Annotated in this window: 17 protein-coding genes; 11 read left to right on the plus strand and 6 right to left on the minus strand. The window is 74.0% G+C overall.

Features of this window, described 5'->3' with window-relative positions; all coding sequences use genetic code 11:
* Window positions 1–65 precede the first annotated feature (65 nt).
* The 7 genes from WMF31_RS27500 (at window position 66) to trxA (ending at window position 10,151) form a co-directional block, all read left to right on the plus strand.
* On the plus strand, window positions 66–2,111 hold the full coding sequence (locus tag WMF31_RS27500) for an FHA domain-containing protein (protein ID WP_436604786.1): 2,046 nt from the start codon (window positions 66–68) through the stop codon (window positions 2,109–2,111).
* Window positions 2,108–3,946: a Stp1/IreP family PP2C-type Ser/Thr phosphatase gene (locus tag WMF31_RS27505; RefSeq protein ID WP_436604787.1), complete on the plus strand. Its 1,839-nt coding sequence runs from the start codon at window positions 2,108–2,110 to the stop codon at window positions 3,944–3,946. The genes WMF31_RS27500 and WMF31_RS27505 overlap by 4 nt, the downstream gene beginning before the upstream one ends.
* Before the next feature lie 35 nt (window positions 3,947–3,981).
* Window positions 3,982–5,055 carry a S1 family peptidase gene (locus WMF31_RS27510; RefSeq protein WP_436604788.1) on the plus strand — a complete coding sequence of 358 codons (1,074 nt, stop codon included), beginning with the start codon at window positions 3,982–3,984 and terminating at the stop codon, window positions 5,053–5,055.
* Complete coding sequence (locus tag WMF31_RS27515) at window positions 5,055–6,611, plus strand: FHA domain-containing protein (protein WP_436606607.1); 1,557 nt, start codon at window positions 5,055–5,057, stop codon at window positions 6,609–6,611. Before WMF31_RS27510 ends, WMF31_RS27515 begins: the two co-directional genes overlap by 1 nt.
* 15 nt (window positions 6,612–6,626) lie before the next feature.
* Window positions 6,627–8,159: an ABC transporter permease gene (locus WMF31_RS27520; protein WP_436604789.1), complete on the plus strand. Its 1,533-nt coding sequence runs from the start codon at window positions 6,627–6,629 to the stop codon at window positions 8,157–8,159.
* Window positions 8,156–9,148, plus strand: a complete 993-nt coding sequence (locus WMF31_RS27525; protein ID WP_436604790.1) for an ABC transporter permease — start codon at window positions 8,156–8,158, stop codon at window positions 9,146–9,148. Before WMF31_RS27520 ends, WMF31_RS27525 begins: the two co-directional genes overlap by 4 nt.
* A 361-nt stretch (window positions 9,149–9,509) precedes the next feature.
* The gene (trxA, locus tag WMF31_RS27530) at window positions 9,510–10,151 is read left to right on the plus strand and encodes a thioredoxin (RefSeq protein WP_436604791.1); all 642 of its coding nucleotides are present in this window, start codon (window positions 9,510–9,512) and stop codon (window positions 10,149–10,151) included.
* A 386-nt stretch (window positions 10,152–10,537) separates the two neighbouring features.
* On the opposite strand, the gene larC is transcribed toward trxA, so the two are convergent.
* Together larC and larB are read right to left on the minus strand one after the other, a co-directional pair.
* Complete coding sequence (gene larC / locus WMF31_RS27535) at window positions 10,538–11,998, minus strand: nickel pincer cofactor biosynthesis protein LarC (protein WP_436604792.1); 1,461 nt, start codon at window positions 11,996–11,998, stop codon at window positions 10,538–10,540.
* Window positions 11,999–12,066: 68 nt separating this feature from the next.
* On the minus strand, window positions 12,067–12,819 hold the full coding sequence (gene larB / locus WMF31_RS27540; RefSeq protein WP_436604793.1) for a nickel pincer cofactor biosynthesis protein LarB: 753 nt from the start codon (window positions 12,817–12,819) through the stop codon (window positions 12,067–12,069).
* Window positions 12,820–13,020: 201 nt separating this feature from the next.
* On the opposite strand from larB, the gene WMF31_RS27545 reads away from it, so the two are divergent.
* Both WMF31_RS27545 and WMF31_RS27550 read left to right on the plus strand, forming a co-directional pair.
* Entirely contained in the window at window positions 13,021–13,770 is a 750-nt protein-coding gene (locus WMF31_RS27545; protein ID WP_436604794.1) for a hypothetical protein, read from the plus strand.
* A gap of 108 nt (window positions 13,771–13,878) precedes the next feature.
* Window positions 13,879–15,219, plus strand: coding sequence for a TldD/PmbA family protein (locus tag WMF31_RS27550; RefSeq protein WP_129356528.1), 1,341 nt, complete (start codon window positions 13,879–13,881; stop codon window positions 15,217–15,219).
* 325 nt (window positions 15,220–15,544) lie between these two features.
* Here the strand turns inward: WMF31_RS27550 and WMF31_RS27555 are convergent, their stop codons facing one another.
* Window positions 15,545–16,174: a helix-turn-helix domain-containing protein gene (locus tag WMF31_RS27555; RefSeq protein WP_129356527.1), complete on the minus strand. Its 630-nt coding sequence runs from the start codon at window positions 16,172–16,174 to the stop codon at window positions 15,545–15,547.
* 200 nt (window positions 16,175–16,374) lie between these two features.
* On the minus strand, window positions 16,375–17,973 hold the full coding sequence (locus WMF31_RS27560; RefSeq protein ID WP_436604795.1) for a lamin tail domain-containing protein: 1,599 nt from the start codon (window positions 17,971–17,973) through the stop codon (window positions 16,375–16,377).
* A gap of 80 nt (window positions 17,974–18,053) precedes the next feature.
* Between WMF31_RS27560 and WMF31_RS27565 the strand changes: the two genes are divergently transcribed.
* Complete coding sequence (locus WMF31_RS27565) at window positions 18,054–18,398, plus strand: helix-turn-helix domain-containing protein (protein WP_436604796.1); 345 nt, start codon at window positions 18,054–18,056, stop codon at window positions 18,396–18,398.
* A gap of 61 nt (window positions 18,399–18,459) precedes the next feature.
* Here WMF31_RS27565 and scpB read toward each other — a convergent pair whose 3' ends face one another.
* Both scpB and WMF31_RS27575 read right to left on the minus strand, forming a co-directional pair.
* Window positions 18,460–20,082, minus strand: a complete 1,623-nt coding sequence (gene scpB, locus WMF31_RS27570; RefSeq protein ID WP_436604797.1) for an SMC-Scp complex subunit ScpB — start codon at window positions 20,080–20,082, stop codon at window positions 18,460–18,462.
* Window positions 20,083–20,104: 22 nt separating this feature from the next.
* On the minus strand, window positions 20,105–21,586 hold the full coding sequence (locus WMF31_RS27575) for a segregation/condensation protein A (RefSeq protein WP_436604798.1): 1,482 nt from the start codon (window positions 21,584–21,586) through the stop codon (window positions 20,105–20,107).
* A 127-nt stretch (window positions 21,587–21,713) separates the two neighbouring features.
* Here WMF31_RS27575 and WMF31_RS27580 point away from each other — a divergent pair, with 127 nt between their 5' ends.
* Window positions 21,714–24,065: a protein kinase domain-containing protein gene (locus tag WMF31_RS27580; RefSeq protein ID WP_436604799.1), complete on the plus strand. Its 2,352-nt coding sequence runs from the start codon at window positions 21,714–21,716 to the stop codon at window positions 24,063–24,065.
* The last annotated feature ends 5 nt before the right edge of the window (window positions 24,066–24,070 follow it).

Consider the following 24,070-nt stretch of genomic DNA (forward strand, 5'->3'; position numbering starts at 1 on the left):
CTGTCCGCTCGAGAGAACGCACCGGCTACTTGACTCGACCGTCGCTCCGCGGTCCCCTCGGCAGCGTGATCTGCGATGTGTGCGGTCGCGACAACGCCGACGATCTGACGTTCTGTCAGGACTGCGGCCGACGGCTCAAGGCGCGCGAGGCGCGCGTCGCTCCACCGACGCCGCCGAGCGGCTTGCCCCGGGTGTCGATCGCGGAGCTGAAAGCGCCCGCGCCGGCCGACGCGCCGCCGACGACCGACGGCCGCCCGCCCGCCAGGGCGTCGGGGCCCCGCAACGCCCCGGGGCGGCTCCGCCCGGAGGCGCCGGTGTTCTCGTTCAGCCCGATCGGCTCGGCGAGGACGGAGCCCGCCATGCCGGCGGTGCACGGCCGATCGGAGGCGAGCTCCCGTCCCGCACGCGATGGCGTCGCGGCGCCGCCGCCCGGCGCCCTGGACGCTGCGATCCAGATGGCGCCGGCCGTGCGCGGGTCGAGCCTCGCGGACCGGATCGACTTGCCTGCGCCGGCGCAGCCGCCTGTGCCGACGCAGCCGCCGGCGTCGGCGCAGCCGCCCGCGCCGGCGCAGCCGTTCGCGCCGCCGCCTGTGCCGACGCAGCCGTTCGCGCCGCCGCCTGTGCCGACGCAGCCGCCCGCGCAGACGCAGCCGCCCGCGCAGACGCAGCCGCCCGCGCAGACGCAGCCGCCCGCGCAGACGCAGCCGCCCGTGCAGACGCAGCCGTTCGCGCCCGTGCAGCCGCCCGCGCCGATGCAGCCGCCCGCGCCGATGCAGCCGTCCGCGCCGATGCAGCCGTCCGCGCCGCCGCCCGTGTCCGCCGACGCGCACCGCGCGCTCCCCTGCGCCACCTGCGACGCCTCGAACCCTCCCGGCTACCGCTTCTGCGTGACATGCGGCGCGTCGCTCACGCAGACAGAGGCCGGGCCGCCGCCGCGCGACGGCCGCGCGGAGGGCGGGAACACGCAGCAGCAGGGCGCCGGCCCGGCGCCGGACGAGGAGGCCCGTCCCCCGCTGCCGCCGGTCGCCCAGCCGCCGCCGCGGCTCCCCCCTCCGGCCAGCGGGAGCACCTCCGACAAGATCGTCGGCGCGCCGGTGCTCGACATCGCGTCGTCGCGCAATGCGCCCGTCCCGCCGGTCACGTGCGCGCGCTGCCACGGCCAGTGCCTTTCGGGCACGCGGTTCTGCAAGTACTGCGGGGCCCCCCTCGACGGCGAGCGCGCGGCCCCCGAGCGCCCCTCCAGGGTGGCCCCCGAGCGCCCACAGCCCGCGCCCGCGCTCGCCCCGGAGGTCGCGCCCACCCCGCCGCGGCCGCCGCAGGCCGAGGCCGCCGGGCCGAGATCAGCCGACACGGGCGGCTCCCCGCCGCCCTCGCCGCTCCAGCTCGCTCCGCTGCGGGCGTCCCACTCGGCGCGGCCGCCCGCCTGGACCCCGAGCGACACGCGGCCGATCCCGGCCCCCGTGGGCAAGCTCATCGTGATCGTCGAAGACGGGACCGAGGGAAAGAGCTTTCCGCTCGACGGCCCGCAGGTCGACATCGGGCGCAGCGAGGGGGACATCCTCCTCGAGGACGACCTGTACGTCTCTCCGCGTCACGCCCGGCTCATTCCGCGGAACGGGACCTGGGTTCTCCGGGACCTGGGCAGCATCAACCGCATCTACCTGCGCATCCGGAAGACGCACGCCCTTCGAGATGGCGACTTGCTCCTCCTGGGGCTCGAGGTGTTACAGTTTCAGACCGTGAGCGACGGGGAGCGAGGCCTCGGCCATGCGATCCAGCATGGAACGTTGCTGTTTGGCTCGCCCGCCATCCACCGGCGGGCGCGGCTCTGCCAGAAGACGGTGGAGGGCGTGACGCGGGACGTGTACCACCTCTACCGGGACGAGACGGTGATCGGACGGGAAACGGGAGACATCGTGTTCACGGCCGATCCGTTCCTCTCGCGACGCCACGCCGCCATCCGGAGGAACCCGGCCACGGGGGAGTTCACGCTCGCGGACCTGGACTCGTCGAACGGCACGTACGTCGCCATCCGCGAGGACGTCCCACTCCTGGATCGCGATTACGTGCGCATCGGGCAGCACCTGTTCCGTGTGGATCTTTCCCGATGAGCGACCCGACCGTTCGCGAAACGCCCACCGAGGCGCTGGAAGTCGATGGGCTCTCGAGCGCGGCGTCGGTGGGGACCGACTCGAGCGGCAAGGCGGGCAAGGCCCTTGGTGATTCCCCGCACGGCGCCGCGTCGCTCGAGGCCGGCAGGGCGGGGTCAGTGGAAGCAGGCAAGTCCGTGAACTGGAAGCCATCCCCGCCGCCCAAGACGCGTCCCGCCGCGAACGCCGCGCGCGAGCAGAAGGCCTTCGCGGCCGTGAAGCCCGCGAAGGCGCCCGGCGCCCAGAGCCCCGACCGGGGCGCGAGGAAGCTCCCTCCGCCCCCGCGGGTGCGGCTCACCGCGAGCGGATCGCGCGACGACGACCCGGATGCGAGCGCAGCGAGGACGGACGACCTCGCGAATGCGGCGACCCCCGACGCGCCAGCGGTCACCGTCACCGCGCCGGCGAGGCGTGGTTCCCACGGCGACGGCGCGCTCGACGAGACCCCTGCCGCAGAGGTCGTTCACAACCACGGCTCGGCCGGGCGCGCGTTCACCGACGGGCTCTCGGGCGAGGCGCAGGCGGGCGACGAGCCCGCGGAGGGCGCGCCGCGAGGCGAGGACATGGACAGCCAGGCCGCCGCGCCGGACGCGCCGCGTCGCCCCAAGGTCATCCTGCGGCTCTTCGGCAGGACCGACGTGGGTCAGGTGCGCGAGCACAACGAGGACAACTTCATCGTCGCGGACCTCACGAAGGCGAGCCGCGGCCTGATGGAGATGGACCGCTACCAGGTCATCGGCGAGCGGGGAGCGCTGCTCGGCGTGTGCGACGGCATGGGCGGCGCCGCGGCCGGCGAGGTCGCGAGCCAGCTCGCGGTCGACATCATCTACCAGCGGATGAGCGCCGGCGGCCCGCCGGAGGACCACGACGAGCTCGCGGCGCGGCTGGTGCAGGCGATCGAGGCGGCCGGCCTCCGGATCTTCAGCGAGGCGAAGCTCGATCGGACCCGGCGCGGGATGGGGACCACGTCGACCATCGCCGCGCTCATGGACGATCACCTGTTCCTCGGCCAGGTCGGCGACAGCCGCGCGTACATCCTGCGCGGCGACAGGCTCGTGCAGGTGACGCGCGATCAGTCGCTCGTGAACCAGCTCATCGAGGCCGGCCAGCTCACGGAGGAGGAGGCCGAGACCTTCGAGCACAACAACATCATCCTCCAGGCGCTCGGCACGGCCGACTCGGTGCAGGTCGACCTCACCTACGTGCACCTCCGGCGGGGCGACACGCTGATGCTCTGCTCCGACGGGCTCTCGGGCATGGTGCGCAACGAGGAGATCCGCGAGGTGCTGCGGACCGTCGACGATCCGATCGAGGCCTGCAAGGTGCTGACGGATCGCGCCAACCAGGCGGGCGGCCACGACAACATCACGGTGGTGGTCGCGAAGTTCGACGGCGAGGGGCTCGCGCTGCCGGAGATCGAGGACATCGAGGAGCTCCGCTACCAGAAGTACCAGCTCCCCGAGCACCTCCTCGCGCAGAGCGCGGTCGCGTCGGAGCCGGCGCGGCGGGTGAAGGAGCTCGACGAGAAGAAGATCTCGCAGCGCCCCCCCTCGCCGAAGTCGTGGCTGAGCCACGCGGACTCCGAGATGGACGAGGACGGCGACGAGTACGACCGCGTGTTCTCGGCGCTGTCGCCGGAGGAGGCCAGGGACGAGCGCGCCGCGAGGCCGCCCGTCCATCATGGTGACGAGCCGATCCTCATCCCGACCGACGGCGCGCCGCAGTGGCTGGTGATCCTGATGATCGCGAGCGCCGTCGCCTGCGTCACGATCGCCGGCTATTACCTGCTCCGTTAGGGCGCGCGCGGCGGATGCGCGCGCCTTCGATCGCCATGCTGCGCAGCAACGACAAGCGTGGCCGGCACGCTCCGGCCGTCGAGCAGGGAGGGTCGCCGCCACGCGGCCCGGACGCGGACGGGCGCGTCGACGTCGAGACCGCGCAGCGCATCGTCCACGATGCCGTCGTGCAGGCGATGCGGCGCGACGAGAAGGCGGTCGCGCTCGTGCGCGCGAAGGCGGACGAGGCGCGGCGCAAGGTGACGCGCCACAACCTGCTCCTCGGGGTGGGCGTCACCGCGGCGCTCGCCGCCGTGGCGGTGGCCGGCGTGGCCGCCTACCGGTCGCGCGTCGCGGCGGACGCGCTCGCGCGCGAGGTCGGCCTCGGGCGCTCGCCCGCGGCGCGCCCGTCGGGCCAGATCCCGGAGCAGGTGCTCTCGGGCCGCGCCATCTTCGAGCAGAACCGGCGCGCGCTCTACGTGATGGGGTACAGGCTAGAGGACCGCATCGGCGGCTGCTGCTCGGCGTTCGCCGTCGCGCCAGACCTGCTCGCCACGAACGCCCACTGCGTCCGCGACTGCCGCGCGCTCGGCGGCACCCCGATCGTCACGCTGAACGATTCGATGGGGAGGACGCGGTTCCGCATCATCGCGATGTCGCCCCACCCCGGGTACGCGCCCGACGCCAGGGGCGCCGGCTCGCCGGACGTCGCGCTGCTCCGCATCGACGGCGAGGCGCCGCACACGGTGAAGCTCGCGAACGACGCCGAGCTGCGGGCCATCGGGCCGGGCGACGACGCCTATGTCATCGGCTTCCCCGGTCGCCTGATGGATCCGCTGAGCCCCTCGGCGACGTTCCTGGAGGGCCGCATCGGGCGCATGACCGGCCTCGACGGCGAGGCGGCGACGCCGGACCGCGCCGTCCTCATCCAGCACGACGCGGTCACGCGCGGCGGCAACAGCGGGAGCCCCATCTTCAACCAGTACGGGCACGTGATCGGCATCCACGCGGCGCACATCGACGACGAGGCCGACGTCACGATCGGCGGGCGCAAGGCGACGGTGACGCAGAGCTCGCCTTTCCGGATCGGGATGCGGATCGATCTGCTGCAGGGGGTCCCCGCGCCGTGATGCTGCGTGTCGTGCACACCTTCGGGCGCAACGCGGGCGCCGTGGCGCTCCACGACAGGCGCGTGGTGCGCTTCGGTCGCGCTCCCGACAACGACGTCGTGTTCGATCCGAACCACGACCGCGACGCGAGCAGCCACCACGCCGAGGCGCGCCTCGAGGCCGCGGGCTGGGTGCTCTACGACCTCGACAGCCGCAACGGGACGTTCGTCGGCGGGCAGCGGATCAAGCGTCATCCGCTCGCGTCGGGCGACGAGGTCACGTTCGGCGCGAAGGGGCCGCGGGTGCGCATCGAGCTCGTCGCGCACCGCGCGCCCGGTCCGTCGCACGCGCACGCGGCGCCGCCGCCCCCCGGGCCCGCCAGAGGCCACGCGGCCCCGGCGCCGGGCTACCCCGCGCCCGCCGCGGGTCACCCCGCGCCTTCCGCGGGCTACCCCGCGCCCGCCGCGGGCTACCCCGGCCCCGCCGCGGCGTTCCCGGCGCAGGCCGGCTATCCCGCGCCCGCCCCGGCCCACCCCGGCCCCGCCGCGCTCGCGCCGCCGGCCGGCGCGCGCCGCGTCGGCGAGCGGACGATCGCGATGATGATCTCGTCGGCCGTCGCGGCGGCCACCGGGCGCGCGCGGCCGCGCGGCACCGTCGAGCTCAACGCCATGCTCCACAGGGAGGTGCACGCCGCGACGGCCGGGCAGCGCCGCACCACCTACATCCTCGCCTCGCTGCTCGTGCTCGCGCTCGCGAGCCTCGCCGGGCTGATCCTCTACAACCGCGCCTCCCACGACGAGATCAGCCGGCTCCGGGCGGAGCTCGCGCGCCTCCCGCCGGAGGATCCGCGGCGCAAGGAGATCGAGCAGCGCCTCGGGACGCTCCACCCCTCGAACGCCAACTTCGGGCGCAACCTCCACGACCGATCCAGAAAGGGGATCTTCATGCTCGCGTCCGGGCGCGAGGGGTTCTGCACGGCCTTCGCGGTGCGGCCCTCGGTGCTCGCGACGAACGCGCACTGCATCTCCGCCGCCAGGCGCCGCGGCGGCACGATCGTGGCGCTCGAGAACGAGGGCCGGGGCCAGATAAGCTTCGCCGTGACCAGCATGCGGACGCACCCGCAGTACCGCGACAGCGCGGACCAGCTCACCCCCGACGTCGGCGTCGTGTCGATCTCCGGGCGCGCCGCCGCCGTGCTCTCGCTCGCGAGCCGCGAGGAGCTCGCCGCGGCCGGCGCGGGCGACGACGTGTACCTGATCGGCTTCCCGGAGCGGCTCACGGACGCCTCGAACCCGGTCGCCACCTTCCTGGCCGCCAACGTCGGCCGGATCACGGCCGCGAACGGCCGGCCCGCGGCCGCGGCGGAGTCCTGGCTGATCCAGCACGACGCCCGCAGCACGAGCGGCATGAGCGGGAGCCCCATCTTCAACGGTCAGGGCAAGGTCATCGGCATCAACGCGGGCAGCTACCTCGAGGAGAACGACGAGACGATCGCTGGCCAGAAGACGGAGGTGGTCAAGACCTCCCCCTACAAGTTCGGGATGCGCATCGATCTGCTCGACGCCATCCTGCGCTGACCTCGCGCGAGAGAGATGCTCCGCCACGCGCTCCGCCGGCTCCTCTGGACCCTGCCCACCCTCTTCGGCGTCTCGCTGCTCACCTTCTTCGTGCTCTCGTTCGTCCCGGATCCCACGGATGATCCGCTCCTCGCCACGTCGCTCTCCAGCGCCGAGCTCGCGCGGCTCCGCCGGGAGCGCTTCCTCGACCTGCCGCGCTTCCTCAACATGAAGCCGCGCGACGTGCGCCTGCGCGCGCTCGCGGCCGCGCAGACCATCGCGGCCGGCGGCGAGGACGCGGCCGCCGCGGCCGCGGAGCTCAGGCGCCTCGGCGGCGCCGCGCTGCCGCACCTCCTGCCGGCGCTCGACGGGTTCGCGCCGGAGCCGCGCACCCGCGTCGCGCTCGCGCTCGCGCCCGTCGCGGCGCGCATGGGCCTGCCGAGGGCCGAGGAGGCCGCGGACCCGGCGCACGCGGTCGCCTTCTGGGCGCGGTTCTGGGACGATCGGGGCATCGAGTTCCGGAGCGCGTCGGTCCGCAGCGCGGTGCGGCGCCTGGTCCGCTACGGCTCGGCGTCGCGCGCCGCCGAGCTGCACGAGGTCGACACCTTCGCCCTGCAGCCGGTGCTCGCCGCGCTCCAGCCGCCGCGCGACGCGGCGACGCTCGAGCGGGCACGCGCCCTCGCCGACGTCGCGGCCCACGTCACCGAGATCGACGACAGGATCGGCCCGGGCGACGATCTCGAGGCGGCGCGCGCGTGCGTCACGCGGTGGAAGTCGTTCTGGAACGTGTACCGCAGCGACTTCGAGGTGTTCACCGGCCCGACGCGGCTCGCGGCGACGGTGCTCGAGACCCGCTACGGCAAGTGGGCGCTCGGCGCCGTCACCCACCGGCTCGGCGTCGCGGCGACCGGCGAGCCGGTGCTCGACGAGCTCGCCCGGCGCACGCCGATCACGCTCACGCTCGTGTTCGGGGCGATCGCCCTGGCCTACGCGGTGGCCGTCCCGCTCGGCGCGCTCAGCGCGGCCTCGCGCGGCCGGCGGAGCGACTCCGCGATCGCCGCCGCCGTGCTCACCCTCGCGGTCCTCCCGATCGCCGTGGTGGCCGTGGCCGCCGTCCTCCTCTCGGGCGGCGGGGCGTCGCTGCTCCTGCCGACGAGCATCCTCGCGCTCGGCCTGATCGCCGCGCCGACGCGGCAGCAGCGCGCCGCGCTCGTCGCGGTCCTCACGCAGGACTTCGTCCGGGCCGCGCGGGCGCGCGGCGCTGGCACGGCGCGCGCCATCGTCGTCCACGGGCTGCGCAACGCCGTGCTCCCGGTCGTGACGCTCGCCGTGCTGGAGCCGCCGATGGCGCTCGGCGGCGCCTTCGTCGTCGAGCGCGTCTTCGAGCTGCACGGGCTCGGCGAGCTCACCCTGCTCGCCGTGCAGGCGCGCGACGTGAGCTGGCTCATGGCGATCTCCATCGTCGCCGCCGGCATCGCCGCGCTCGGCGTCATCGCCACCGATCTCGCCTACGTGCTCATCGATCCGCGGCTCGGCCCCGCGGTGCTCTCCCGGAGGAGCGACGCGTGACGCACGCAGCGGCGTTCCTCCGCCGGATGGTGGGGAGCAAGCGGGTCGCCGCGGGCACGGTCGTGCTCGGCTTGCTCGCGATGCTCGCGATCTTCGCCGAGCTCCTCGCCGCGCCCGCGCCCATCGCGCGCTTCGGGCCGGACGGCGCCGAGATCCTGCCGGCGGTCACCGACACGACGCTCGAGACGCTCACCGAGGCGGAGCTCGCGGCCCGCTTCGAGGGCGGCTTCGCGATCTGGCCGCCCATCCGCTACGGCCCGGAGCAGCGCACCGACGCCGGCCCGAACGCGCCGCCGTCGCTCCTCCACCCGCTCGGCACGGACTTCGAGAGCCGCGATCTCGCCGCGCGGCTGATCTACGGCGCGCGCACCGCGCTCGGCCTGTCGCTCAGCGCGGTGCTCGTGGGCATGTTCCTCGGCGTCGTGCTCGGCGGGCTCGCCGGCACGCTGCGCGGCGTCTGGAACGACGTGCTGGTCCGCCTCGTCGAGACGGTCGACACGTTCCCGGCCATCCTCGTCGTGGGCATCGTGCGCGCCATCGAGCGCGAGCCGTCCGCGCTGTCGCTGGTGCTCGCGGTCGCGTTCGTCCGGTGGGCGGAGATCGCGCGCCTCGTGCGGGCCGAGGTGCTGCGCGCGTCGAGCGAGGAGTACGTGATGGCCGCGCACGCGCTCGGCTGCACGCGGCTGCGCGTCTTCTACCGGCACATCCTGCCGAACGCGCTCGGCCCGACGATCGTGAGCTCGGTGCTCGGCGTGGCGTCGGTCGTCCTGCTCGAGGCGGCGATCTCGTTCCTTGCGATGGGCTCGCCCTCCCGGGTGGCCTCCTGGGGGGAGACGCTCGGCCAGGCGGCGCGCCACCCGAGCGAGATCCGGCTGCTCGTGCTCCCGGGCCTCTTGCTCCTCGCCACGGTCGGCGGCTCGTATCTGATCGCGGACGCGCTGCGCGACGCCGTGGACACGCGGACCGTGCGCTCGCAGGCGCCGCGCTGAGGCCGCGCCCCGCGGCTCGCGACGGCCGTTCAGGCCGCCGGCGGGGGGGGGTGGGGCCCCCGGGGGCTCACCTCCGGGGCTTGCGTTCCGGCGAGCCCCCTGTCGTGGCTCGCCTCCACTCCAGGCCGCCGGCGGGGGGTGGGGCCCTCCGGGGGCTCACCTCCGGGGCTTGCGTTCCGGCGAGCCCCTGTCGTGGCTCGCCTCCACTCCAGCCCCTCCGGTGAGCCCCCGGAGGGCCCCGCCCCCCGCCGGCGATGCGACGGTTTTTCTCGCCGAAATTGGCGGTATTTCCGGGATCGCAGCGGGGAGCGCTTCGCGCCCCTCGATCTCGATGGCCAGGACCGCTATGAACTCGCCCGCCATGGCTGTTCCCGAGATCAGCGAGCAGGAGTTCGAGCGCGAGGTGCTCCGCAGCGAGTTGCCCGTGCTCATCGATTTCACCGCCACCTGGTGCGGGCCGTGCAAGACGGTCGCGCCCGAGGTCGAGGCCATCGCGCGCGAGCTCGAGGGCAAGGCCAAGGTGGTCAAGGTCGATATCGACCGGTCCAAGCGCATCGCCGCCACCCTGCGCATCCAGGCCGTCCCGACGTTCATGGTCTTTCACAAGGGCCGCCCCGTGGCCGCCGATCAGGGCGTCCTCCGCCGCAACCAGCTCCGCGAGCTGATCGAGCCGTTCCTCCCGCGCGCCGAGGGCGCCATCCGGGCGGCCGAGCTGGCCCAGCTCATCCGAGAGGGTCAGGTGGTCCCGGTCGACACGCGCGAGGGCGGCGCCTACGGCCGCGCCCACATCCCCGGCGCGGTGCACATCCCGCTGGAGGAGATCGAGGGACGGCTCGCCGAGCTCCACATGCTCGCCGGCGCGCCGGTCCTCTACTGCCGCGCCGGCGACAGGTCGAAGGACATCGCCGCGAAGCTCGCGGAAGAAGGCGTTCCCGTCGCGTTCCTCGAAGGGGGCTTCCTTTCGTGGGAAGCCGAGGCGCTGCCGATCCAGCGGCCCGACTGAGCGCTCCCGCGCGGCGGGCGATGGCCGCGGGTGTCCGGATGGCCCGGGGGGTGTCCGGATGGGTCCCGGGGGGTGTCCGGATGCTCAAGGGGAGCGTCCGGGATGGCAGAGGCCGGGAGCCGGTCCGTCTTCTCTCTTCCGTCCTCGTCTGGCGTGCGCGTGCTCGCTTCACGTCTCGCGTGCACGTGCTCGTGCGCGATCCCGCCCCACTCCCCGATCCACTCCGTCACGCAGGTGAGCGAGTCGCGACAGGACCCCGTACGCGCACGCGAGGCGAGCAACCGAGCACGTCGATGTGAGACGAACGAGCGAGCACGCGCACGCGCACAAAGACGGGAGAGGCGGAGCGGAAGACGAGAGACGGGAAGACGGAGGACCGGGCGGCGTCAGCCCTTGGCGGCCGAGAGCGCGGAGGAGACGACCTCTCTCACCGGCACGCCGTGCGTCCTCGCCGCGGCGGCGCAGTCGTCGAACTCCGGCTTGATCTGCGGCGGCCCGAACGGGCCCTCGCTGATCTTCACCCGGATCGCGCCGTAAGGGGTCCTCACCGTCGTGATGCGCCGCGGGCGCTCCGTGCGCGCGACCGGGATCCTGCGGAGCCCGATGCTGGTCGTCTCGCGGAGCAGCGCGGTCGCGACCGCGTCGGCCTGGGGGACGGCCGCGAGCGCCGCGATGGTCAGCGCCGGGCGCCCCTTCTTCATCGTGATCGGCACCGCCCACGCGTCGAGCGCGCCCGCCGCGAACAGCGCCTCGATCGCGTGCCCTGCGACCTCGCCCGTGAGGTCGTCGACGTTCGCCTCCAGGACGACGTGCGACGCGCTCCCGAGGTCCTCCTCGCTGCCCGAGCGCGTCCCCAGCACCACGCGCAGCAGGTTGGGGCGATCGGGCAGCTCGCGCTGGCCGGCGCCGAAGCCGATCCGCTCGGGCGCGAACGTCGGCCAGCGCTCGAACCGGCTCGCCAGCGTGGCGACGATGGCCGCGCCGGTCGGCGTCACCAGCTCGGCGTCGAGATCGACGCCGTAGGTCGGGACACCGCGGAGGCACGCGACCGCCGCGGGCGGCGGCAGCGGGAGGATCCCGTGTCGCGCCTTCACGAACCCGCGCCCCATGGGCAGCGGCGAGCCGACGACCTCCGCCCCGAGGTGCACGATGGCGGCGGCGGTGCCCACGATGTCGACGATGGCGTCGACGGCGCCGACCTCGTGGAAGTGCACGTCCTCGAGGCGGATCCGGTGCACCGAGGCCTCCGCCTCGCCGAGGCGCCGGAAGATCCGGCGCGCCAGCGCGGCGACGGGCGGATCGAGCGGCGCCTCGGCGAGCATCGCGTCGATGGATCCGTAGGTGCGCTCCGGCTGCGGCGCCTCGACGTGCACATCGAACGAGGTCGCCACGATGCCGCTCCGGTGGGCGTGCCCGCGGTGGAGGTGAAACCCGTCGATGGGGAGCGCGGCGACGGCGCGCTCGATCACGAGGAGCGGCACCCCGAGATCGAGCAGCGCGGCGATGGTCATGTCACCCGCGACGCCGCTGAACGCGTCGAAGAACAGGATCTTCCCGGCGCCGGCGCCCTCCTCCAGGAGCGGCGCGCGCGGGTGGTCGTGGCCGTGCGCGTGATCGCCGTGGTCGTGGCCGTGCGCGTGATCGCCGTGGTCGTGGCCGTGCGCGTGATCGCCGTGGTCGTGGCCGTGCGCGTGATCGCCGTGGTCGTGGCCGTGCGCGTGCCCGTGATCGCCGTGGTCGTGCGCGTGCCCGTGATCGCCGTGGTCGTGCGCATGCCCGTGGTCGTGCGCGTGCCCGCGATCACCGTGGCCGTGCGCGTGAGGGTCGTGGTCGTGCCCGTGTCCCATGTCTCGCCTGCTCCGTTCACCGGGCGCCTGCGCGCCGCGGCGCTCCCGCGATCACGCTCGTTCCGCGCTCACGCCTTCGGCAACAGGCGGTGGACCGCCATCGCCGCGCCGAAGCCGCTGTCGATATTGACCACGACGACGCCCGAGGCGCACGACGTGAGCATCGAGAACAGCGCGGTGAAGCCGTTCAGCGCCACGCCGTAGCCGACCGAGGTCGGGACCGCGACGACCGGGGCCGCCACGAGCCCGCCGACCACGCTCGGCAGCGCGCCCTCCATGCCCGCGATCACGATCACCGCGGCCGCGTTGCGCAGCTCCTCCACGCGATGGAGGAAGCGGTGCAGCCCCGCGACCCCCACGTCGTACATCCGCGTCGCGTCGAGCCCCACCGCCCGCAGCGTCTCGATGGCCTCCTCGGCGACCGCGATGTCGCTCGTGCCCGCGGTCACGACCGCGACCGGCCCGGCGCTGCGCTTCGGCGGCGGCGCGACCTCGACGCTGCCGGTCCGCGCCACGGGGACATAGCGGAACGCGGGCAACAGCGACGCGACCGCCGCGCCCTTCGCGGCGTCGACCCGCGTCGCGAGCACGTTCTGCCCGGCGCCCGAGATCTCCTGGGCGATCAGGGCGATCTGCTCGGGCGTCTTCCCTTCGCCGAAGATCACCTCGGGCACGCCCTGCCGCAGCGCGCGGTGGTGATCGACGGTCGCGACGCCCAGCTCCCGGAACGGCAGCCCTCGGAGGGCGTCGAGCGCCTCCTCGACGGCCAGCTCCCCGGAACGAACGCGCTCAAGCATCTCCCGGACGAGGCGCGGATCCATGAGCGCAGCCGCTTAGCGCGGCCGGGCCGGCAGGGCAAACGTTCCGCTGCGCCCGGCGCGTCTCCCCGTTGCCGCGCCGCGCCCCCCGGCGCGGCGGCGCTGCGCCTCCATCATGGCCGCGCCGCGCCCCGGGCCGCGCAGACCAGCAAATCCTCCAGCTCTTTGCGCACGGGGGGGCGGCGGGGCTACTTTCCGCGCCGCGTGCCCGCCTTCGTCGCTCCCCTCGTCGGCTTTGCTCTCGGCGCGCTGCTCGCCTGGTTCAGCGCGGTCGCCGCTCACCGCCCAGGCGCGCTGCGCGCGGCGGAGCCCCGGCTCTCGCCCGACCCGAGCGGCCGGCCGCTCGCGCTCGTCACCCTGTTCGCCGTCCTCGTCTTCGCGCCGGTCTGCGCCTACTTCCTCGTGTTCGCGCCGGACTGGAGCTTCGCGTACCTCGTCGACACCCGCCGCATCCCCTCCGCGATCGACCTGCTCTTGCTCCTGCTCGACGCCGCCTCGGTGCCCGCCGGCTTCGCGGCCGTCCAGGCCTTCGTCGCGACCGCCGGCGCGGGGCCCGCCGCGCAGCGCTCGGTGCGCGCGCTGGCGTTGCTCGCCGGCGCGCCGCTCTCGATCGCCCTGATCGCCGTCATCGCCCTGTCCCGGCGCCTCGCGCTCGACGGCACCTACCGGCAGGTCGAGGGCGACTTCGGCGTCCACCCTGTCGCGGGCGGTCCGCTCGGCTACGCGCTCCTCTGGATGTACACCCTGCTCGCCGCCGGCTTCGCGGTCACCGTGAGCGCCCTCCTCCGGCGAGAGCCGGGCGGCGCCCCGAAGACCGAGCCCCACCGCGGCGCGCGGCCCCGCGCCGTCCCGAGCGAGCCAGCGCCGGCCGCCGCTCCGCCCCGGCCCGCCTCGGAGCACCCGCCGCGCCGGCTCGGCCTCGGCAAGGGCGGCCGGCCCAACCGGCCGGGCTGAGAGGATCCGCCAGCGGGTCGCTCACCGCGTTGACGGAGCCACAGCGCTCCACCACGCTGTCGCCCCATGTCCGAACGAGCCCGCGTGGATCAGCAGATACAAGAACTGATGGAGCTGGCCGATCAGGTGGTGCAGCGCGCCAGGCAAGGCGGCGCCGACGTCGCCGAGGCGATCGCCCGCTCGGGGTCGGAGCTCTCCACCAAGGTGCGCCTCGGCGAGCCGGAGCTCGTCGAGGAGGCCGTCCACAAGAGCCTCGGCATGCGGATCATCAAGAAGCAGCGCGTCGCGCTGACCTCGACGTCCGACCTCACGCCCCGCGGCATCGACCGGTTCGTGGCCGACGCGCTGGAGCTCGCCGACATCTCCCAGGAGGACGCCTTCGCCGGCCCTGCCGATCCGGAGCTCATCGGAAAGGGCCCCTTCCCCGCGCTCGATCTGTACGACCCCTCCGGCGGCGAGGTCACCGCGGCGCAGGCCATCGAGCTCGCGCGCCGCGGCGAGCAGGCCGCGCGCGACGCCGACCCCCGCATCACGAACAGCGACGGCGCGACGTTCTCGCGCACCGCGAGCGCCTTCGCCCTCGTCCTCTCCGGCGGGTTCCGCGGCGGCTACGCCGGCTCGTACGCGTCGCTCGTCGTCTCGCCGGTGGCCGACGACAGCGGCGACAAGAAGCGCCGCGGCTTCTACTTCAGCGCCCGGCGCCACCTCGCGGAGCTCCTGGCGCCGGAGGACGTGGGCCGCGAGGCCGCCCGGCGGACGCTGCGCAAGCTCGGCGCCCGCAAGGTGCCCACCTGCGAGGCGCCGGTCATCTTCGACCCGGACGTCGCCCGCTCCATCCTGGGGCTGCTCGGTTCCTGCATCATGGGCAGCGGGATCTGGCGCAAATCGAGCTACCTCGTCGGCCGCGAGGGGACGCGCGTCGCCAGCGATCTCATCACGGTCGTCGACGACCCGCTGATCCCGCGCGCGCCCGGCTCGCGCCCGTTCGACGGCGAGGGGCTCCCGGCCCGACGCAACGTCGTGGTCGAGCAGGGCATCCTGAAGACCTACCTGTGCGACAGCTACAGCGGCCGGAAGCTCGGGCGCCCGCCGACCGGCAGCGCCTCGCGCGGCGCCGGCGGAGGCGTGGGCCCGTCCACCTCGAATTTCATCCTTCAGCCCACGTCCACGCCGGCCCAGGACATCGTGCGCTCCACGCCGCGCGGCCTGTACGTCACCGAGATGATGGGCTTCGGCTTCAACGCCGTGACCGGCGATTTCTCCAGGGGCGCATCCGGCTTCTGGATCGAGGACGGCCAGCTGACCCACCCGGTCAGCGAGGTCACGATCTCGCTGAACATCGACGATCTCCTCCAGCGGATCGACGCGGTCGGCGATGATCTGGATCTCCGGACCGCGACGGCCTCTCCGACCTTCCGGGTCTCCGCGATGACCATCGCCGGAAGCTGATCGCTCCCAAAGGCTCATTTCAGAAAGAGCCTTTACGTAAAGAGCTTTTATACAAAGGCTATTACGTAAAGGCTCTTTCTCTTTCGGTCTGTTCGTTCCGGGAAAGGACTCCAGGCGCGGACTCGGCCGTGGAGCTGCGAGCGACCTTCAACCGGCCCCAGGTTTCGCTGTGGGGGGGATTCCGTCTCAGCGGGTCGCTCTGCAGCGCCTCAATGCCTCATCCTGCGCCTGGCTCCGGTGGCGTCGTCGGAGCCACCGATCTGTCCGCCTGCAGCCGTCCTGCCCGGGTTTCTTCCGCCCCGCGCAGGACGGCCGGGGCCCTCGCTCAGCGCGAGGACCCGCCGGCGGCCAGGCTCCGGGGCGGCTCCTCCGAGGCTGCGCCGGACGCCGCCTGCAAGGGCGTCCCCGCCTGCGCAGCCGCTTCAGGAAGGAGGAACGCCTTCAGCTGCTGCCCGTCGTTGCGCCCGATCCGGGTCACGAACGACGGCAGGCTGATCGGCTCGTCCGACAGCGCGACGAACGTCCCCTGGGACGACGCTCGATGGAGCGCCTCGAAGAGGGACGTCACGTCCACGTCGCCGGAGACCGAGCGCACGTCGACGATGTACACGTCCGCGGGATCGGCTCCCGCGTAGATCAGCGCGTCGTACGGGTGGGTGGCGTGCCGGATGGGCACGCCTTCCCCGAGGGCCCGCGCCACGTGGGCCATCGTGTCCTTGGTGCCGATGGCCATCATCGACTTGGAGGTCGCCTTGGCGAGCTCCCGGGGCACCGAGTAGCCCCATGCACGGAGGAACTCGGCCACGTCCGCCGCCTTGAAGCGCAAATGTCTCCCTGGCGTACGAAAATGGGCGATTCTCCCTCGATCTACCCAGTTGTGGATTGTCTTCAAATCGACCTCGCACAAGGCTGCGAGGTCCGACGCCGTCAACAGCTTTTCACGAACACCAGCCATCGCCGAACTCCACGCGAAAGGCACCCGCCGCACAGCTCGCGTTCACAGCGCGGCAGCGTCTCCTCAGGTGGCGGCCCCCCCCACCCGTCTCTTTACTCGATTGAAACCTAGCTCTCACGGACGGGTCCGTCACCCGCTTTGCTCGAATTTTCTCAGCCCCTGAGAGGAAACGCCCCGCGCGGAGGCAAACTCCCGATCCTTCAGGGGATCTCCTGGTTGATTATGTTCTCGCGGCCGGGTGTCGGCCAGCTGGTCACGAAAGCGCCAGCTGAGCCGTCGGGAGCCCGTGGCCCCACGCGGGCCAGGCTCATCCCCGCTTTGGGCTCGGGCAAAGCGGGCGACCTCGACACGACCACACCTCCTCCATCCTTTAATTTGAGCGGTTCTCCCGTGTTCGACAGCCCATGGTTGCCAAGTCTTGGCACGCGAGCCAGCAGCGCTTCGGGTGACGGCGGCGGATCGAGCTCATCGTTGGGCTCATACCCCTCGCTGACGACCAGCGCGTACGCTCCCGGCTCCAGGGAAATGGACGGCAGTTCCGTCTCTCCTCCCACATCGACGAGTACATACCCTGTAAGGTCCGCGGAGACATCACCATCGTTGTAGAGCTCGACCCACTCCTGAGCTGGCTCGGCCCCTATCGGGTTCGCCAGCACCTCGTTGATGATCACGTGAGACATGGGCGCGCGCGTCATGGCTGAGAACGGCTGGCGCTCCACGCGTCCCGCGTTGTCGATGGTGGCGACGGAGAGCGCGACCGGCGCGAGGGGCGGCAGGGGCGCGAGGACGAACGGCTCCCCCGGCGGCACCACGAGGACCTCATCGAGCCCCTCCCCCGCGATCGCCCAGAGCAGCGGCGCGTCCGCCGAACGGACCTGGATCCGGTCGTCCGCGACCCGCGCGCAGCCCGGCCCCAGGGGCACCTCGTCCGGCTCGCAGGCGACCGCGGGGGCCCGAAGCGGCTCTGACTCGAGCGCGAACGGCCGCGGGTCGAGGCTCACGACCGCCGGCTCTCCCGCGAACGCGGCGGGCGGTCCCACGAGGCGCGCGCCGTTCGCTCCGTCCGGCGCGGGCGCCGGCTCCGCCTCGAAGCGCAGGCAGCGCGCGCCGATGCCGTCGACCGCGCCGCGGCGGAGCGCGCCGGCCGGTCCGCCCGGCGCGAGCGTCGCAGCGGCCGCCATCTCCGGGAGGGGCGCATCGCCGCACCACACGCCCAGGGCGAGGGTCGCGCCGGCGTCGATGGGCGGCCAGAGCCTCGGGACGACGGGCGGCGCGCCCTCGCTGGCGATCTGGATGGGGTGCGAGAAGACGGGGCTGCCGCTGGCCACGGCGTAGGCCTCCCCGGGGTTCAGCGGGGCCAGCGGCGCCACCGTCATCCAGAGATCGCCCGGGGAGGGCTCGTCCAGCCAGGCGATCGAGGGGACGACGCGCTCCGAGAGCGCCTTCGACAGATCGTCCTGCTCGATCTGCCGGAGGTGCACCGCGCCGATCTTCCCGTGGAAGACGAACACGCGATCGAGGTCGATCGCCTCGGCCGAGGCGCCCGGGAGGCGCACCCGGAGCCGCAGCACCGGCGGCGCTGCGTCCGGCGGCGCAGCCGGCTCGATCTGGAGCAGGCTGCCCGCGTTCGCGTCGCCTGCGGCGTCGCCCTCCTCGTCGTCTGCCCGGTCGAGGCACGGGGGAGCGACGAGGTCCGGCGCGCAGGCAAGGGGGGCGGCGACGAGCGGCGCGAGCGCGAGCGGCAGGGCGCCGAGGGCGCGCGCGGAGCACGAGGAGCGAGCGAGGGGATGATGGGTCATGACGCGGTGTTCGGCGGCAGCTCGCTGCCGGTTGCTCCGCCCCGTCGCTTTTTTCGTCGAGGCCGCTACCCTCGCCCCGCATGACCCCCGAGGACATCAAGAAGCTCCGGCAGGAGCTCGGCTGTACCGCCCGCGAGCTCGCTGGCGCGCTCGGCATCGAGCAGGAGACCGTGCTCGCGTGGGAGCATGGCGACCTGTTTCCCACGAAGCGCTTCGTCGGGATGATGGCCGAGCTGCGGCGCAAGGGACCGGAGGCGATCCCCCGCAAGAAGAAGAAAGCGGCGGCCTCGTCGCCGCTCCAGCTGCTCGCCGATCCCGAGCTCTGGCGGCTCTTCCGGAAGCTCCTCGCCCACCCCGAGCTGAGGAGCGCTGCGCTGAAGCTGGCGGAGACGTATCCGGAGCCGACGGACGCGCCGTCTCCGTGACCAGCGGCTCGGCCGCTGAGCGACGGACCCGCGCACGCGAAGGGCAGCGGGACTGGAGGCTTCAGTCCTCGTCGTCGTCCTCGTCTTCGTCGTCCTCGTCTTCGTCGTCCTCGTCTTCGTCGTCCTCGTCTTCGTCGTCCTCGTCTTCGTCGCCTTCGTCGTCCTCGTCTTCGTCGTCGTCGTCTTCGTCGTCCTCGTCCTCTTCGGCCTTGTCCTCCTGGCTGTCCTCGAGCACTTCGTCCGACTCGATATCCCTGTCGTCCTGGACCGCGCTGTTCTCGCCAGCCTCGATGGGCCTGGCCTCCGCCTCGCCCGTCGGTTCCGCCTCGCGCGCTTCGTCTGCTTCTGCTGTTGCGCCGGTTGTAACCTCGCCCTCCGCGGGCGCGACGACCTCGTCCGGGACGATGCCTTCCTCGGGGCTCGCGACGTTCGTCCGGATGGATCCCTCCGCGCCTGCGAAGCTCTCCTGTCCAGCCGTCCCGGCGAGCCCCTCCGGCGGCTCTTCGCCGAGCTCGCGCTCGTAGGCGCGGCGCGACTCCTCGGTGAGCTCGGTGAACTCCCGCAAGGTCGGCAGCTCGCTGAGCGCCTTCAGGCCGAAGAACTCGAGGAACTGAGCGGTCGTGCCATAGAGCATCGGGCGCCCAGGCTCGTCCTTCTTGCCCAGGATCCTCACCAGATCACGCTCCAGGAGCGACTTGAGCGCCGCGCCGGAGTCGACGCCGCGCACCTCGTCGATCTCGGGCCGCGTGATCGGCTGCCGGTACGCCACGATCGCCAGCGTCTCGGTCTGGGCGCGGGACATCTTCACGGGCTTCTGATCGGTCACCTCGCGGACGAAGGGCGCGAACGCAGGGCTCGTTCGAAAGACAAACCCTCCGGCGACCTCGTCGAGCCGGAACCCCCGCCCGTCGTACTCGGCGACGAGCTCGGCGAGCAGCTCCCGGACGACGCGGTGCTCCGCGTTCGACGCGCGCGCGAGCTCGCGCGCCGGCATCGGTCGCTCCGAGGCGAAGATGAGCGCCTCCAGGACGCCCTTCAGGTGCTTGCGCACGACCGCGGAGAGCCCCGGCGCCTGCGCGGACGCCGCTGCGCTCCGGGCAGGGATCGCGGACCGCCGCGACGGGTGACCGAGCTGGGCCCACGCGGCGGCGCGGAGGCGAACGGCCGGATCCTGCCGTGCTCCCTTCGGGGCGCGCGGCTCCTTCTTCGGCGCGCGCGGCCGCTTCGCCCCGCCCAGCCACGCGTGCGCCGCAGCCCTCAGCCGCACCGGCGTGCTCTGCCCCGCCTTCGCGCGCGCGCCCTGCCCCGCGCCCCTCGGCGCGCGCGGCTCCTTCTTCGGCGCGCGCGGCCGCTTCGCCCCGCCCAGCCACGCGTGCGCCGCCGCCCTCAGCCGCGCTGACGCGCTCGGCCCGGCCTTCGCTCGCGCGCCCTGTCCCGCGCCCCTCGGCGCGCGCGGCTCCTTCTTCGGCGCGCGCGGCTGCTTCGCCCCGCCCAGCCACGCGTGCGCCGCCGCCCTCAGCCGCGCTGACGCGCTCGGCCCGGCCTTCGCGCGCGCGCCCTGCCCCGCGCCCCTCGGCGCGCGCGGCTCCTTCTTCGGCGCGCGTGGCCGCTTCGCCCCACCCAGCCACGCGTGCGCCGCCGCCCTCAGCTGCGCTGACGCGCTCTGCCCTGTCGATCTTGCCACGCGTCGTCGCTTCGTCGCGGCATCAGCCACCGTCACGGCCACTCCCTGCGTCCACTTCGTCCACGCCCGCAGACGGCGTCGCCGCTGCTTCCAGCGTCACGTCGCTCATGCGCGTGGCCACGTCGCGACTTGCGCCCTCCAGCGCGGTGCCCGCCTCCGTTTCCGTCGCGACCTCGCCTTCCGCTGCTGACTCGCCCCGCGCGACGCTCTCCTGCTCCAGCACGGCGCTCTCAGCCGGTTCTTCCGTCGCTGCCTCATCCCCGGTCTCGGCCGGGGCGGCGCTCACTACCTCCGCGAGGTCGACCGACTCGATCTCCACAGACTCCGCCCCGGCAAGCTCCGCCCCGGCAAGCCCCGCCTCGACGGGCTCCTCCTCGACAGGGTCCGCCTCGACAGGCTCCGCTCCGGCGAGCTCGGTCTCGATGAGCTCCGCCTCGACGGGCCCCACCTCGGCGGCCTCGGCTCCCGCCGGACCACCGTCACCCACCTCGGCCTCGAGAGGCTCCCCGGCAGGCGGCGCCCCGCGCGCCTCGCCCGGCGTCGCCTCGACCGGCTGCGCCTCCGCCGCCCCCGCTCCGTCCTGCAGCTCCGGCGCCGCCGGCGCCGCCCCGTCGGCCACCGCGAGCTCGATGTGGATCGGCGCCAGCGGGTCCGTCTGGTGGACCCGGATGAGCTTCAGCTTGCACATCTCGAGCACCGCCAGGAACGTGATGACGACCTCGAAGCGAGGGATGACGCCCCCCTTCGAGACGCTGTCGAGCAGCAGATCCTCGAAGCGCATCGCCCGCCGCGCCGAGAGCTTCTCCGTGAGCTCCACGATGCGATCCGTGATGCTGATGCGGTCGAACACGACCTCGTGATCGATCTGGACGTTCGTCCGCTTCAGCACCCGCTCGAAGGCGTCCAGCAGGCCGAAGATGCTCGTCGGCGCGAACGGCGCCGGCCCCTTGGGCACCTCGGCCTCGCTCATGCCGCGCGTGAACACGTCGCGCCCCAGCGTGCCGCGCTCGCCCAGCTCGGCCGCGGCGACCTTGTACTTCTGGTACTCCAGGAGGCGCCGGACGAGCTCCGCCCGCGGATCCTCCTCCTCGCCCGGCATCCCGTCGTCGTCCTGCCCCGCCGGCACGCTGGGCAGCAGCATCTTCGACTTGATGTGCGCCAGCGTCGCCGCCATCACGAGGTACTCGCTCGCGAGGTCGATCGAGAGCGAGCGCATGATCCTCAGGTACTCGAGGTACTTCTCCGTGACGAAGCTCACGGGGATGTCGAGGATATCGAGCTCGTGCTGCTGGATCAGGTGCAGCAGGAGATCGAGCGGCCCCTCGAACGTCGGGAGCTGGACGACGTACTCGCCCTCGCGGGGCCCCGCCTCCTCGGCCACGCCCGGGGCCGGCGTCGCCGCGGCCTCGCGGGCGGCAGGGGCCGCGGGCCGAGGGGCGGCGCCCGCGCCACCACGCCCCTTGCCGCCGCGCGCCCTCGCTGCGCCCGCCTTCGAACCGCTCACGCCGCGACCGTAATCGCAAGGCGCCGATCGGTCCACGTTCCAGCCATCTCCCCGGCGACGCGCCGCGCCGGAACGCCGCCCCGCCCGAGAATTTCCCGCGGGAGCGGTGCTAGACTCGGCGCTGTCGATGAAGCCGCCCCCCGCGAAGAGCTGCCCCTCGTGCGGCGAGCGCTACGACGCCGACGTGCTCTTTTGCCCGCGCGACGGCACCCCGCTCGCGAGCTCGCGCAGGGGCCCGGCCTTCGGCGCCGACGCGGGCGATCCCTACCTGGGCCTCCTGCTCGGCGGCCAGATCCACGTCCGCCACCTCATCGGCATCGGCTCCATGGGCCGCGTCTACCGCGCGTTCCAGGCGGGGATCGAGCGCGACGTGGCCGTGAAGATCCTCCACCGCGAGCTCAGCACCAACCCCGAGCTCGTGAGCCGCTTCCACCGCGAGGCCAGGATCGCGAGCCGGCTCGTCCACCCGAACGTCGTCCAGGTGCTCATGACCGGGAGCGTCCCCGCCACGGTCGACCCCCGGATCGGCGGTGAGCTCTACCTCGTGATGGAGCACCTCGACGGCATCTCGCTGCTCTCCGCGCTCGCCGCGGCCGGGGCGGGGGGCGAGAGCGAGGCGCTCCCGCTCCCGAGGGCGCTCCACGTCATCCTCCAGGTGTGCGACGCGGTCGGCGAGGCGCACGCGCAGGGCATCGTCCACCGGGACCTCAAGCCCGAGAACATCATGCTCGTCCGCCGCGGCGAGGACCCGGATTACGTGAAGGTGCTCGACTTCGGCATCGCCCGCCTCGACTGGGCCGACAGGGCGACGGCCACCCAGGCCGGGCTCATCTTCGGCACCGCCAAGTACATCTCGCCCGAGGGCGCCGAGGGGAAGCCGGTCGGCCCGCCCGCCGACGTCTACTCCATCGCGACGATGCTCTACCAGTGCCTCGCGGGCCGCGCGCCCTTCGAGGGGGACTCGCCCGTCGCGCTGCTCGTCCAGCACACCCACGCCCCGCCGGCCGACCTGCGCAGCATCGCGCGGGCGAACTACGTGCCCGCGCCCATCGCGGAGGTCGTGATGCAGAACCTCGCGAAGGAGCCCGCCGAGCGGGCCCCGGACGCGCGCGCCCTCGGCCGCGACCTCGCCCTCGCCGTGCGCGCGAGCGGCCTCGATCCCGACGAGATCGCGGCCCAGTCCGGGCTCCTGCGCCCGAGCGCGGTCATGAAGCTGGCCTCCAAGTCGCGCACCCGGTCGCTCGACCTGTCCCCCGCCCTGGCCTCGCAGATCGGCGGCGTCGCCGCGCCCACGCTGGAGAGCGCCCGCATGCGCGACCTCGACCCGCGCCTCCCGGAGGCCGGCACCGAGCCTTGCGGGGACCCCGCGAGCGGGCACGCCGCGGCGCTGTCCTCGGGGGCGAGCGGCGCGGCGGAGCGCGCCTCCTCGGGGGGCGCGGCGCCCGCGTGGCCGGGGGGCGCGGCGCCCGCGTGGCCGCCCCTGCGCCCCGCCGCGACCCTGGTCGATCGGCCTTCCCACGACGCGCTCCCCCCGTCGCCGACGCTCGTCGACCCGGGCGACGACCTCGCCGCGGAGGTGCGCGCCTCGTGGAGCGCGGCGCGCCACGGGGGCGCCCCGGCGGAGCCCGCGCGGGCGGCGCTCGGGCGCGGCGGCGACCCGACGCACGACGCCGCGGCCGCGCCGTCGACCATGCAGGGCGTCGCGTCCGCGGCGCGGCCGCGCCCTCGCCGCGCGGTGATCGCCCGCGCGACCGCCGTCCTCGCGCTCGCCGGCGCCGCGGCGCTCGTCGTGTTCCTCGGCGGCCGGCACCTCGGCGCCTTCGGGGAGTCGGCCGCGAGCGACTCGCTGGAGCGGCACATCGAGCGCGCGCGCGACTGCATGGGCAGGCACGCGTGGGACACCCCGCCCGGCGAGAACGTCAAGGAGATCGTCGCGCAGGCGCTCGCGCGATGGCCGAGGGACGCGCGGCTCGCCGACCTCCGCCGCGAGTCGGCCGAGCGCATCGTCGCCGACGCCCTCGGGCGGAAGTACGCGGGCGACAGGGCCGGGGCCATCCACCTCGCGAAGCTCGCGCTCGAGCTGCAGCCGGAGCTCACCACCGCCCAGCACCTCGTCGCCGAGCTCTCCGGCGGCCAGGAGGGCGCCGGCGCGCTGCCCCCGGCGATCGCGCCGCAGGGCTCCGGGCGCCCCGGAACGGGGCCCGATCGCAGGCCGCCACCGCGCCAGGCCGCGCCGGCCGGGAGACGGGGGGCGCCCGCCGCCCAGCCGGCGTCGCCGGGCGCGCCGACCCCGCCGCCGGTCCCCACCTCGGCCGGGCGCCCGCCCGGAGGGACGAGCGCCCCCTCGCCGCCAGCGCCCTCGCCAGCCACGGCGCCCTCGCCAGCCACGGCGCCCTCGCCGGTGCTGCCCCCGCCGCCGCCGCCGCTGCCCACGGACGCTGTCGCGCCGCTCCCCCCGGCGGCGGGTCCCTGGCTATAATCGAC

Source organism: Sorangium sp. So ce1036 (assembly GCF_051369805.1).
GTDB classification, from domain to species: Bacteria; Myxococcota_A; Polyangia; order Polyangiales; family Polyangiaceae; genus Sorangium; species Sorangium cellulosum_F.

What these genes read in the sequence shown, in the direction of transcription:
- WMF31_RS27505 (WP_436604787.1), top strand. Translation starts at nt 2,108, where the DNA reads ATGAGCGACCCGACCGTTCGCGAAACGCCCACCGAGGCGCTGGAAGTC.
- WMF31_RS27510 (WP_436604788.1), top strand. Translation starts at nt 3,982, where the DNA reads ATGCTGCGCAGCAACGACAAGCGTGGCCGGCACGCTCCGGCCGTCGAG.
- WMF31_RS27515 (WP_436606607.1), top strand. Translation starts at nt 5,055, where the DNA reads ATGCTGCGTGTCGTGCACACCTTCGGGCGCAACGCGGGCGCCGTGGCG.
- WMF31_RS27520 (WP_436604789.1), top strand. Translation starts at nt 6,627, where the DNA reads ATGCTCCGCCACGCGCTCCGCCGGCTCCTCTGGACCCTGCCCACCCTC.
- trxA (WP_436604791.1), top strand. Translation starts at nt 9,510, where the DNA reads ATGGCTGTTCCCGAGATCAGCGAGCAGGAGTTCGAGCGCGAGGTGCTC.
- larC (WP_436604792.1), bottom strand. Translation starts at nt 11,998, where the DNA reads ATGGGACACGGGCACGACCACGACCCTCACGCGCACGGCCACGGTGAT.
- larB (WP_436604793.1), bottom strand. Translation starts at nt 12,819, where the DNA reads ATGGATCCGCGCCTCGTCCGGGAGATGCTTGAGCGCGTTCGTTCCGGG.
- WMF31_RS27550 (WP_129356528.1), top strand. Translation starts at nt 13,879, where the DNA reads ATGGAGCTGGCCGATCAGGTGGTGCAGCGCGCCAGGCAAGGCGGCGCC.
- WMF31_RS27555 (WP_129356527.1), bottom strand. Translation starts at nt 16,174, where the DNA reads ATGGCTGGTGTTCGTGAAAAGCTGTTGACGGCGTCGGACCTCGCAGCC.
- WMF31_RS27560 (WP_436604795.1), bottom strand. Translation starts at nt 17,973, where the DNA reads ATGACCCATCATCCCCTCGCTCGCTCCTCGTGCTCCGCGCGCGCCCTC.
- WMF31_RS27565 (WP_436604796.1), top strand. Translation starts at nt 18,054, where the DNA reads ATGACCCCCGAGGACATCAAGAAGCTCCGGCAGGAGCTCGGCTGTACC.
- WMF31_RS27580 (WP_436604799.1), top strand. Translation starts at nt 21,714, where the DNA reads ATGAAGCCGCCCCCCGCGAAGAGCTGCCCCTCGTGCGGCGAGCGCTAC.